This is a genomic window from Mucilaginibacter sp. P4_A11 (genome assembly GCF_056402535.1).
This window is the reverse complement of sequence record NZ_JBFUHE010000023.1, coordinates 35,641-49,303: the sequence shown is the minus strand read 5'-3', so window position 1 is coordinate 49,303 and position 13,663 is coordinate 35,641. Positions and strand designations below refer to the sequence as shown.

Annotated in this window: 6 protein-coding genes; 5 read left to right on the top strand and 1 reads right to left on the bottom strand. The window is 40.9% G+C overall.

Features of this window, described 5'->3' with window-relative positions; all coding sequences use genetic code 11:
- Window positions 1-20: 20 nt before the first annotated feature.
- Entirely contained in the window at window positions 21-878 is an 858-nt protein-coding gene (locus AC1DUD_RS29105) for a 3-keto-disaccharide hydrolase (RefSeq protein WP_477381110.1), read from the bottom strand.
- Window positions 879-1,235: 357 nt separating this feature from the next.
- Between AC1DUD_RS29105 and AC1DUD_RS29100 the strand changes: the two genes are divergently transcribed.
- The 5 genes from AC1DUD_RS29100 to AC1DUD_RS29080 all read left to right on the top strand — a co-directional run bounded on the left by AC1DUD_RS29100 (window position 1,236) and on the right by AC1DUD_RS29080 (window position 13,578).
- Window positions 1,236-5,321, top strand: a complete 4,086-nt coding sequence (locus AC1DUD_RS29100; RefSeq protein ID WP_477381108.1) for a two-component regulator propeller domain-containing protein — start codon at window positions 1,236-1,238, stop codon at window positions 5,319-5,321.
- A gap of 199 nt (window positions 5,322-5,520) precedes the next feature.
- Window positions 5,521-6,354, top strand: a complete 834-nt coding sequence (locus AC1DUD_RS29095) for a glycoside hydrolase family 16 protein (protein ID WP_477381106.1) — start codon at window positions 5,521-5,523, stop codon at window positions 6,352-6,354.
- Between the two features lie 547 nt (window positions 6,355-6,901).
- A complete protein-coding gene (locus tag AC1DUD_RS29090; protein ID WP_477381103.1) occupies window positions 6,902-10,102 on the top strand; it encodes a SusC/RagA family TonB-linked outer membrane protein in 3,201 nt (1,066 codons plus the stop codon).
- Between the two features lie 17 nt (window positions 10,103-10,119).
- Window positions 10,120-11,808 (top strand): RagB/SusD family nutrient uptake outer membrane protein, encoded by a 1,689-nt coding sequence (locus AC1DUD_RS29085; RefSeq protein ID WP_477381101.1) that lies wholly within the window; start codon window positions 10,120-10,122, stop codon window positions 11,806-11,808.
- Window positions 11,809-11,964: 156 nt separating this feature from the next.
- Window positions 11,965-13,578, top strand: coding sequence for an FG-GAP repeat domain-containing protein (locus AC1DUD_RS29080; protein WP_477381099.1), 1,614 nt, complete (start codon window positions 11,965-11,967; stop codon window positions 13,576-13,578).
- The last annotated feature ends 85 nt before the right edge of the window (window positions 13,579-13,663 follow it).

Sequence of the window (13,663 nt, the reverse complement as noted above, 5' to 3'; positions counted from 1 at the left end):
GGTAAATTATTAGTGATTCTTTATTGCCTGGCGATCCGCTTTTCGGCCGTTAGTTGCTGTATTACAGCGGTAAGTTTCTGAGGATCGTGTGCATATTTTTCAAGATTGACAATTTCAACCTTCCTGAATTCAACGGGGTGGCTTTCACTTTGTAAAGAAATTGTGCCACTTTTTAACAACGCGCCTTCTTCTGCTCCGCCAACTGGATCCAGTTGCGGGCGATGATAACGTAACACTTCTTCTCCATTTACATAATGTACAACAAGCGAATCCCCCAGCACCAACGCCTCCACCCTAACCCATTGGTCACCATGAAAGGTTGCCGATTTTGAATCAAGGCAATGACTTTTAACAACCGAGTTATCAAGCACGTACTGCGTTCCGGGGGTACACACGTTGGCTGTTGGCCTTTTGTCCTTACCGTTTCCGCCCAGCAACTGCACCTCAATGGATACGGGAAAATCCTGGTCGAGCCCCATTGTTTTAGGATCCTGGCCATGTATCATGACTCCACTGTTGCGGTATGCCCATCCCGGACCATCTTTTATTTGGTTTCCGGTGAAGCGGTACTCAACACCTATCAGGTAGTACGAAAAAGGCCTTTTGTAAAATAAATGCCCAAACTGCTCATCAAACTTTTCATACTGATCATAATTCACCTGGATCTTGTGATCAACAACCCTGAAGGTGTTACCAAAATTTTCATTCAACTTATGTTTCCTGATCTTAATAGTCCAATCGTTTAAGTCTTTTCCGTTAAAAAGCTGCTCCCATTTAATTTTCGGCGGTACATCAACACTTTTAAGTGCCAACAAAATGGGTAAGCTTAATAACAATACAACATTCAATATTGAGAAAATGAGTCCGCGTTTTATCATGATAAATTATTTTTTTTATATCTAACTATGAGTTTATCGCTCAAAAAAGGATAAACACAGATCGTTATGCAGGTACAATTGGTTGCTTGACCAAAAATGCAATAATACAACCAAAAAAAAGGGGGACAAAGCCCTAAATTTAAGGGGGTAAAATAATATCCATAAAAACCCAAAATCATTAACTATCAAAAGTAGAGCAACAATAGCCCAACAAGTCCATATCCCTCCTATACAAAGCAACAAAGCCTCAACACTATCCGGCTGTTGTTTGTAACATTATCGTTCAGCGTAGAAAACAAAACCCATTTGTAAATCATTTTGATATTTTTACTTACCAACTATTAACTAATAATTATAATGTATAGCAGGATAAATAATGCTTTAAATCCGAGAATACACTTTATCTTTCTGTTCCTTTTCATTTACCTACATGTTTTTGGTTTTGCCGAAGGGCTGCCTGTGCGGTATGTAGGTATTGAAAACGGATTATCAAACAACGCGGTCACTTCCATATACCAGGACCAATACGGTTTTATATGGATGGGCACATATGATGGCTTAAATAGGTACGACAGCGATGAATTTAAGATCTACAGAAATGAATGGAATAATAATAAATCCCTCCCCTACAATCATATCAGTGCGTTAAACGGCGTTGGCAACAAAATATTAATAGGCACCCAGCGGGGCCTTGCTTTTTATAATTACCAGGACTCATATTTTTATCCCGAATACTTTCAGGAGCATAACAATGGGCGCCGGTCAAAAATTGCGTCAAACATCAATATCATAGTAACCGATAAAGACAGTAATGTATATGTAGGATCGGACGAGCTTGGGCTATTGAGATATGACAAGATTAAAAAGCTGTATCTGCAAACAGGGCTTAATAATATATATAACTATAGTGTAAAGGCCTTATGTCCAACCCGGGGAGGTGCCTGGATATTTGTAAAAAGCGAGGGGCTCGGTTTGTACGACCGCAAATCTGGGCGCATAAATATCATCAATACGCAACTTAATAGTGCCAGTTGCCTGCTTACGGATAAAACCGGCAACCTGTGGATCGGTACAGAAAACGGTTTGTTTTTATTTAACACTAAAACACAAACCCTCAACCGGTTTCACCCTCCTACCGACAAACTCACAAGCGAAAATATATCTAACCTAACGCTCGACGAAAAAAGCAACCTCTGGATAGCCACCGACGGCGGAGGCATTAATATTTTTAATACAGATAACGGCAAACTCACTTTTATTACTAACGGCAATAAAGCCGGCTCTTTACGCAGCGGAGCTATTACTACAGTTTTTCATGACCGGGAGTCAAGAAAATGGATAGCAACCCTGCGCGGCGGTGTAAGTGTTGTTGACAATTTTAAAAAGCCTTTCGCTCTTTTTAATAATGATCCCTTTAATAAAAACAGTGTGATCAACAACTTTATCCTTTCATTTTGTGAAGATGAAAAGCACAATTTATGGATAGGTACAGATGGTGGTGGCCTTTGTTATTGGAATACCAAAAATAATTTGTACACCAGTTATACCCACGCATCAACCGGCGGCGGCTTAAGTTCAGATTTTATTGTGAGCATACTTAAAACCTTCGATAACAAAATATGGGTAGCGTCCTTCAATGGCGGTATAGATGAGTTTAACAAGTCCACCAGCGAGTTTAGGCATTACAAATGTTTTAACACATCGACCCAAACAATTGATAATAACCTATGGAAACTTTATGAAGATTCCAGGCACCATTTATGGGCGGGTACTACCCGGGGTGGCGCTCTTTACTTGTATAACAGGAAAAAAGACGTCTTCGAGTTGTTTGATGAAAACCTGGTTAACGTACATTCTTTATTTGAAGACCGGAATGGAACGTTATGGGCAGGCAATTATACGCGGCTTATAAAAATAGATACTGTTAAAAAAGCACACCGCTTTTTCAACATTGGTTATGGCATAAGAGCTATCGCCGGAGATAAGTTAAACCGTTTATGGATAGGCACGGAAGGCGGCGGACTATTGAAGTTTAACCTTACAGATATGAGCCATGTAAGATATACCAGGGCCAATGGCTTACCAAGCAATTCCGTTCTGAACATACTTATCGACAGCAAGGAGAACCTATGGTGCAGCACTTATAATGGTTTAACAAGGTTTTCTCCGGCAAAAAACGAGTTTTCCAACTACATTGTTTCCGACGGTTTGCAAAGCCTTCAGTTTAATTATAACGCGGCAATCCGGTTGCAATCAGGCAATATGGCTTTCGGGGGCATTAATGGGTTTAATATTTTTAACCCCGACAGCATAAAGGTAGCAGACCATAAGCCAGATCTTCGCATCACAGGCCTGAAGATTGATAATTTGGAGACCGATGGTTCCAGTGAGCTGCTAAAGAATCAATCAGTAGCCGACCTTAAAACAATCCAGCTTAGTTATGAGCAAGCTGCGCTCACCGTTCATTACACGGCGCTTGAATATTCATTTCCTGATAAAATTCAATATGCATATTACCTTGAGGGCTGGGACCACAGATGGAACTATGTGGGCAAAACCAAATCAGCTTATTACACCCATTTAAGTGAAGGAACTTACACGCTAAGGATCAAGGCAACAGATACCAGGGGAAACTGGATGTCAAAACAAGTAAGTATCAGGGTTATCGTATTTCCGCCGTGGTACAGAACATGGTGGGCTTATGGAGTATACCTGGTTATTATTTTCGGGATGGTATACATTTACTTTTTATACCGCGAAAAACAAACAAAACTTAGATTTGAAATTAACCTGGCTAACTTAAAAGTTGAAAAGGAGAAAGAATTGAACGAAAAGAAGCTCGCTTTTTTCACCAACGTTTCGCACGAGTTCAGGACTCCGCTTACGCTGATCATCAACCCCATCAAAGATTTACTGGATAAAAATAAAAGCCATACGGATGAGCTTAATACAGTATACCGAAATGCCCGCCGCTTGTTAGGCCTGGTTGATCACCTGCTATTGTTTCGCAAAATTGAAAGCGAAAACGCGCAATTAAACATAAGTGAGATGAATTTTGTGAGGGTGTGCGAGGAGGTGTTTTCATGCTTTGTACACCAGGCCAAAATCAAAAAGCTGAATTATAACATTGAAACAACAAGCCGGAATATTGGGGTATTTGCAGACATTGAAAAAATAGAGATCGCGTTATTTAACCTTATTTCAAACGCCATTAAATTTACTCCAGACCATGGCACCATCCATATTATGGTAGAAGAAGACAATACACACGTTTCCTTTAAAATAAGTGACAATGGCATAGGCATCAATACAGAAACTGGCGACAAACTGTTTAATAAGTTTTACCAGGTGAAAGACAATAATTACTTCAAAAAAGGATTTGGCATAGGTTTGTACCTGGTTAAAATATTTATTGACTGCCACAAGGGTACCATAAATTATACAAATAATAAAACCGGCGGAACCACCTTCACTTTGAAATTACCCAAAGGGATAAATCACTTTTCGGCAGAGGAGATAAATGTGGTAGCGGCTCCTGATTACAGCTTTGTGAACGACCTTATAGATCATGACAGCAAAGACCTTGTTGAAGAAAACACTGAAATGCAGAAACTTGAAATATTTAGCCAGGAAAAGCATACCATCATTGTTATTGACGATAATGAACAGATCAGGACCTATATTAAAAAGATATTTTTCGCCGACTATTTGGTTATTGAGGCTAAAGATGGCGCAGTTGGTTTTGAATTGATCAAAAAATATATCCCTGACCTGATTATAAGTGATATTGTTATGGACGGGATAAATGGGCTGGAACTATGCAAGATGATCATGGACGATGCAGCCATAAAACACATCCCGGTTATTTTGCTCACCGGCGATACTACGCCCGATATCATGGTAAAAAGTCTTGAACAAGGTGCCATAGACTTTTTGCGGAAGCCATTTGACAAAGAATTACTTACAGCAAGGGTTAAAAGCGTACTGCGAAACAAAACCAAACTTCAGCAATATTTTTATAAGGAAGTTACGAAGGAAAACATCGCCATTAATATTTCCCGCGAAAATAAAGACCTGCTCAATAATTGTATTGCTGTGATCGAGCAAAATTTCAACAGCGATAAGTTTGATGTTTATACCCTGGCCGAGGCAGTAGGTATCAGTTACCCAACACTGTTTAAAAGGATCAAGAGCAGTACCGGCCAGTCTATTAATAACTTTATCAGGTTTGTCCGGCTGCGAAAAGCTGCCGAGCTCCTGATCCAAACCAGTTGCAATATTAATGAAGCAGCGTTGCAGGTAGGCATCAGCGATATCAAATATTTCAGGGAGCAATTTCATAAACAATTCGGGGTCAACCCATCAGAGTTTATCAAAAAACACCGGGCTAATTTCCAGGTATCGTACCGCTTAAACGAGTTTGAAAAACCTCCGGTAAATTAAACGGCCATTATCTAAAGTTCGGAGAAGAAAAAGTATTTGCGATCCATTACTTCTCTAAAAAAATCAATAAAGAACCTATAACCTATTTCAACCCCTTTAATTTATGGTTTTGCCCCTGCCCGGCTTTTTAAAATATGACTTATTTTGTTTGAAGCTGAGATCAATAAGATCAGCTAAGATCCACCATTATTCCTTTGTTATGATTACTAAGATAATTATTGCGCTGCTGCTCCTATTTATGCCGTTTGCAGGTAAATGTCAACAGGATACATCGGGTGGCTATAAATTGGTTTGGGCAGATGAGTTTAATAAAAATGGGGCTCCCGATCTGGCTAACTGGAAGTTTGAATCGGGCTTTGTACGCAATAACGAAGACCAATGGTACCAGGAGCAAAACGCAATTTGCCGCGGTGGTAAATTGATCATCGAAGCGCAAAGGGTACACCTGGCCAATCCGGGATATGTGCCTAACAGTACTAACTGGAAGCAGAAAAGGCAGTTTATAAATTATACATCATCAAGTATTAATACCAGGGGCAAACGTAGTTTCCAATACGGAAGGTTCATTATGCGCGGCCGGATAAGTACCGATGCAGGCCTGTGGCCCGCTTTCTGGACATTAGGCATAGAAAAGCCATGGCCCTCCAACGGGGAAATAGACATTATGGAATATTACCGGAATATGCTTCTGGCCAATATTGCCTGTGGTACGGAGGCTCCTTATAAAGCCAAATGGTATAGCAATAACAAAAAGCTGAATACCTTTAAAGCCAACTGGAGTAAAAAGTTTCACACCTGGCGCATGGATTGGGATCAAAGCGCTATAAACTTATATGTAGATGATCTTTTACTTAACCATGTTGAACTGAAAGACCTGGTTAACCAGGATGGCAGCCAATTCAATCCTTTCATGCAGCCTCATTACATATTGCTTAACCTTGCCATAGGGGGCGATAACGGCGGAGACCCATCAGGCACAAAATTCCCTAAGCGCTTTGAAGTTGATTATGTAAGGGTGTATCAGAAAAATTAAAGCGCCGGGTTATTACATGTTGTTCGTTGCCTTTAAATTGTCATATATACATTATTCCTCACCAAAAACAGGGACATAAGACAGTTTAATTTTAAAGATGTTGCATTTCATGGATTTTATCCCCTTTTTTTTACAGCTTTACCCCCTTTTTTTCCAAAAAAATAACGCTTAATTGGGATAACCAATTAGCAACAGACCGCTCTTGTAACCGCTGCAAATATTGTAGCAGCCTATTTGTACAGTTTTTTTATTTATTAAAAGTCGCTTCCTGAGGCGCTAAATAATATGGCTTCTTTTCTTTCTAAGAAACGCGGACCATGATTATTAACATCAGGTTTATAGGAAGCAAAATTTGTTCTTTGAGATCGCTGCTTGAATTTCGCCCTGAATTTAAACTGTTGTTTTAACAATTATTACCTGCATCTATTAACTGATTATTAACCTAAACAAAAACTAATGGTAAGACAAAAAAAGTAAAAAGGAAACCGGACAAAGATCCAGACGCATTAACTAATGCCCAAGTTTTAATTTTTAATCAAACCCAATTATGCAATATTTTTTACCTGGTAAAATATTTTTGAGAAAAATATCCGGATCAGTAACTCTGTCACTGATCCTGCTGATGGCAATTCAAACAAACAGCTATGCAGTAACTACCTTTAACTCGCTTAGTATAATAAGATCTCCTCACCATGCTGCTACTGCTGCGCCAATTAGAGGAAAGGTGATTGACAAAACCACAGGCGAAACCATTATCGGCGCCTCTGTAAAGATCAAAGGAACCACCGTAGGTGCCGTTACCGATGTAAACGGTAGTTTTACGCTCAATGCCGATCCTAATGCCGTACTGGTAGTTAGCTATATAGGTTACGAACAGACAGAATTTCCACTTAACGGACAAACCTCGGTAACCATCAGGTTGCAAGTGAACGCAAAGAACCTGAACGAGGTAATCGTTGTTGGTTATGGTACTCAAAAGAAAACATCCTCAACTGCTGCAGTATCAACCATTCAAACTACCGAAATTGCTAAAAAACCGGTAGTTAATTTAACCAACAGCCTGGTTGGGCGTGCCTCCGGTTTAATTATAACCCAAAGTAGCGGAGAACCGGGTTACGACGGATCTAATATACTGATCAGGGGTATCGGATCTACCGGTGGCAGCTCCCCATTACTTATTGTTGATGGCGTACCTCGCGATTTTAGTCGTCTTGACCCTAATACTGTTGAAAACATATCTGTATTAAAAGACGCGGCCGCCGTTGCTCCATATGGTGTGGCGGGTGCTAATGGCGTAATCCTGGTTACTACAAAAAAGGGCAAATCAGGTAAACCTACTTTAACTTATAACGGTTACTACGGTATTCAAAACCCAACCAAAGTGCCAACCTTTGTTGGATCTTACGAATATGCGCTTCTGCGTAATGAAGCTAATGCTAATGATGGCCAACCCGCAGCATATACAGCAGACGATATTCAGAAATTCAAAGACCATTCTGATCCCGACGGGCACGCAGACGGGCATCCGTTACAGCAAATTATTCAGAGAAACCGCCCAATTACCTACAATAACGTAACCCTTTCAGGCGGTACCGACGATATCAAATACTTTGCATCATTAGGATACACTCACCAGGCAGGGATGTGGGACCCAACCTATCTTGATAAATATAATGGCTCGTTAAACTTAACTGCAAATGCCACAAAAACTACAATAGTATCACTTTCTGTTAATAGTTATGTGGAAGACCAGCACTTTCCGTCACAAAACGCGGCTACCATTATTGGGCAGGCTCAGCGCCAGGCACCAACAACTCCTATTTATTACAGCAACGGGTTATGGTCTGGCTATATCGGTCAATCACTTATTGGCGAAATTTATCATAGCGGTTATCAATTCAATGAAAACACGGCTGTGCTTTCACAATTCACTATTGATCAAAAGCTTCCGATCAAAGGTTTAAGCCTGAAAGGTGTGATCAGTTATGATAATGGGCCTGATCCGTTATTTACTGGAAATATAACTTCGTTTCAACGGATCTATACCACACCAATACCTTTCTATAACGTTGATGTAACTACCACTCCTTATACTTATAAACAAGGTATACAAGGAAATTCAAAGGCTACGTTTACAGAAAATTATAGTCAGAACCACTCACTAACCGTTCAGGGCTTGTTATCCTATTCGGGCTCTTTTGGTAAAAGTGATATTACCGCTTTGGCCGTTTTTGAAAGCCGCCGGGTAAAGTATCAAACATTTGGAGCCACCAAGTTTAACTATAATCTTGATATTGATGAATTGAATTATGGTGGCCCGGCAGCAGCCGATGCAACTAATGGCGGTTACTCAAACGGACAAAAGCAAATTGGCTACGTTTACAGGGTAGGTTATACCTACGACAAAAAATACCTGTTTGAAGCAGCAGGCCGCTATGACGGAAGTTATTTATTTGCCCCGGGGCACCGATACGGCTTTTTTCCGGCATTTTCAGCCGGTTGGCGCTTATCTGAAGAAAAATTCATCAAAGATAATTTTACGTGGATCGATAACCTGAAACTCAGGGCATCATGGGGTCAATCAGGAGCCTACCCAAGGTCTGGAAACACGATTCTTACTTACCAATATCTAAGCCCGTATAACCCTTACGCAAACTCTGCAGTTATAAATGGCAGTGCAACACAAGGCATCAATGAGGCATTACAGGGCAATCCTAACATCACATGGGAAAAAGCCAATAAAACCGATATCGGGTTTGAAGCCACGTTATGGAAAGGCTTACTAAGCATTGAAGCTGATTATTTTTATGAAAAGCGGTCCAACATGCTCGTAGGTATCGGAAATACATTGCCGGGAGAATATGGTATTGGAACCGGACTTGTAAACGGAGGTATCATGAGCAACCATGGTATCGACCTTACACTGCAAAGCTCTCATAGCTTTTCAAAAGACCTGCGGTTAGATGTTACAGGTACTTTTACATTTGCAAGGAATAAATTATTACAGGTTTACGAAACGAGCGCAACGGCAAACAACCCTAACAGGAGGATAACAGGCCGACCATTGAATACCATATTTGGTTATCAAGCGTTGGGGTACTTTAAAACAACGGATTTTAATACAGATGGATCGCTCAAAGCCGGGCTACCGGTTCCCTCCTTCGGGCCGGTTAAGCCAGGTGATATTGAATACGCCGATTTAAGCGGGCCTGACGGAAAACCGGACGGCAAGATAGACGCTAATGACCAAACGGTAATCGGGCATCCAAATACGCCAGAGATCATTTATGGATTGGAGCCCAGACTGACGTTTAAAAACTTTGATCTCGACGTTTTGTTCCAGGGTTCGGGTAACAGCAACATTGTTATCAGCAACTACTTCGCTTTTCCTTTCAATGCATCCGGTTCGGCTTCCCAACTGGTATATGACGATCATTGGACACCTTCTACCCCCAATGCCTTATACCCAAGGGTTACAGGCACGCCAACATCAAATAACACGCAAACTTCTTCGTGGTTTGTCAGAAACGACTCCTACATACGGTTAAAAAGTTTTGAAGTTGGCTACACACTGTCTAACAAGCTATTACGCAATAAAATCCAATCAATAAGAATATATATTGCCGGGCAAAATGTCATTAACTCTTTACCGCACGTAAAAGAGATCATTGACCCCGAAAACAGTGGAGGTAACACCAACTACTACCAGCAGCGTGTATTCTCATTAGGTTTAAATGCCACATTTTAACTAAAAATAAGAAAGCGATGAAACAGATTTTTATAAAATACAGACAGCTTTTTTTACTTGCTTTGCTTATTGTAAGTATTAGTGGATGTAAAAAAGATTCTTCTTTAAATGTAACGCCCAAAGGATTTCTGACCGGTGCAGCAACATTTGATTCTCAAAGCCATGCCGACCTTTTTGTGAATGATATTTACAATCAACTGCCAGATGTTAACAACGACTACCAATTAACAGAACAATATGCAGACAATAGTTTTTGCGGGGCAGCCTGGGAAAATGGACAAGCTACTGTAAGGGCTGGTTCAATAGGGCCAAGCAATGTTCCTACAGGTCCTGGYGGCATGTGGGATTGGGAAGGTAACTACGGAAAAATTAGGAAATGCAATATATTTTTGCAGCAGGCTGCTTTAAATAAAGCGAATTATACCGACGATTGGTACAAACAGCGTGTTGCGGAAGTCACCTATATGAGGGCTTACTTTTATTCATTGCTATTTACAGCATACGGCGGTGTGCCCCTTATCACCATACCACTTGATAACCGGGATGGGAGTGACATTTTTACTGCCCGTGCTACCATTGATGAAACAGTTGCATTTATTGAGGCCGATTGTGATGCCGCGGCATCAGTTTTACCTGCAAAAGCGGCAGAAACCGGTAGAGCTACAAAAGGCGCTGCTTTAACCCTTAAAGGCTGGGTAGAGCTTTTTGCAGCCAGCCCATTGGTGAATACGGCCAACGATGTTACTAAATGGAGTAAAGCAGCAGCTACCAATAAAGGGGTAATGGATATGGGAACTTATAGCCTGTTCAACGCCTCGCCTACCTCCTATGCCGATCAGTTTTTATCAGCAAACAACTGGAATGTCGAAACAATTTTCGCCAGAGGGTACGCTACCGGTCCTGCTAAAGGCAGTCACCGGGAAGGTTATCTGGGTCCGGTTTATGTAAACGGCGTTCAACAATCATGGGGTAACCTTGCCCCTACACAGGGCCTTGTTGATGACTACTCAATGGACAATGGTTTACCTATTACCGATGCCGCATCCGGGTATAATCCGCAAGCCCCTTATGTACACCGCGAACAGCGCTTTTATCAGTCAATCCTGTACGATGGTTCTTCATGGCAGGGCGATATATTCAAAACGCGCATAGGCGGCAGTAACCAGATAGATCTTGGCTCCACAAGCGATATTACCAACACAGGTTACAACGCCCGCAAAACACTTGATGAAAGCATTACAGGGCAAACAAGTATCAACCTTGCGCCAAGCTTTGCCAATTACATTATTTTCCGTTATGCCGAAGTATTGCTGAGTTATGCCGAAGCTCAAAATGAAGCCGTAGGGCCGGACGCGTCAGTTTACGACGCGGTTAATAAAGTAAGGGCCCGTTCATCATTACCTGCTGTAAAAGCTGGTTTAACCAAGGATGAAATGCGCGTCTACATCAGGCGGGAAAGACGAATTGAGCTTGCTTTTGAGGATAAGCGATGGTTTGATATCCGAAGATGGCTGATAACGACGGGACCAAACGGCGTGCTCACCTCGCCGGAATATGGTATGAAGATAGAAGCGGCCGGTTCCGGATTTACATATACTCCGGTTAAAATTTTCACAAACACCTTCTTCGAGCGGCAGAACTGGATGCCAATTCCACAGGCAGAAATTGATAAAAATAAAAAACTGGTGCAAAATCCGGGATATTAAAATTAATACCTGAACTTAATATAACCCTGGGCAAATGCCCGGGGTTATATGTTTAAAAGAATATTATAACACCCTACACTGACAAATATTTTTTAGCTTTAAGCTTTGTGCATTCGGCTTTTAGCTTTTGTATACTAATCGCATTTTAAAATATTCATGAATAATAAGCCTGATAATTACCGTCCTGCAAAGAATCGTAAAGTTGTAATTGTTGGTTTAGTTGTTTTGATCATAAGTGTTTTGGTAGGCTATTCCCTGTGGCATGTTTCTGAAAATAAACAGGATGATGCCGGCTCCGATATTCGTACTGATTTTCCTACAGCAACCTTGCAAAGTATTGCCCAGGGGAAGATATTGTCACAACAATATTGCCGCTCGTGCCATATGCTGCCTGATCCGGCCTTACTTAACAGGTTTAAGTGGAAAAATGTATTTCCGCAAATGGGTTTACGCATGGGTATTAAAGCTCATAGAGGGCAATCGTACGTTGGAACGATCAAGGGCGACGATCTGGTAGTGCCAGACAAGCCGCTATTAAATGAGGAACAATGGCAGGATATTATTGATTATTACATGAACACTGCCCCTATTGCTTTACCTGCACAAAACAGGACTTTGGCAATAAAAAGAGGGCTTCCATTTTTCACCATCCAAAAACCGCTGCAATCGTTTGACGGGAAGCAGGTACTGGGCTGTTATGTAAAAATTGATAACAGCGTTAAACCCGCCCGGATCTTTGTTGCTGACGGGCAGGCAAAGAAACTTTATCTTTTATCAGCCCAATTAAACGTCATTGATTCAATGGCTACTACCGGACCTGTCGTAAATATCCTTTTTGATCATGGCAATACTATGATCTGCACTATAGGTAAGGAATTGGGAGCAAACAGTGATAAACTGGGTGCTATAACTCCCCTTGCAATCACAGCAAAAGGTAAAATGCAATTAGCTTCYCGGCCCATTTTTGATAAGCTTGGTCGCCCGGTTCAAGTATTGGCAGCAGATATGAATAACGATAATAAAACTGACTACGTTATTTGTGAGTTTGGAAGCATTACGGGTGAACTTTGCTGGATGGAAAACCTCGGCAATGGCGCTTTTGCAAAACATGTCATAAGTACTTTACCAGGAGCCATAAAAGCATATATTGATTACCAGGACAACAAACTACCGGGTTTGTATGTACTTTTTGCACAGGGCGAAGAAGGCATTTTTCGTTTTGAAAATAAAGGGGGAGGTAAATTTGAATCAAAGGAGATTTTAAGATTTCCGCCGATTTACGGGTCATCCTATTTTGAAATGGTTGATATGAACCACGACGGTCGTAAAGATATCGTTTATACCTGCGGCGATAATGGAAATGCCACACTGGTACTAAAACCCTATCATGGTGTATACATTTTCTTAAACGACGGAAAAGGGAATTATAAACAGCGGTATTTTTACCCTCTAAACGGATGCTATAAAGCTATCGCCAAAGATTTTGATGGCGATGGTAATATCGATATCGCAACGATCAGTCTTTTTACTGACGCAAGGCAACCTGAAGAAGGCTTTGTATACCTGAAGAATACCGGCAACTTAAACTTCAAACCATACGCTTTTCCTGCCGGTACAAAATTCGAACGTGCAGTAACCCTTGATGCTGGTGATATCAACGAAGATGGGAAATCCGACCTGCTTATCGGAAATGCTTTCTTTGATTTTGGCCCATTCAAATACAATATCAGTGAACCACTTTTTTACATTTTGAAAAACACTTCTAAATAAAAAACTATTAACTATTACCAGCCTAAATCCTGATTTTTACTATTTCGATGGCAGACGGAATAATTTTGTATTTTGTTTAAAATTG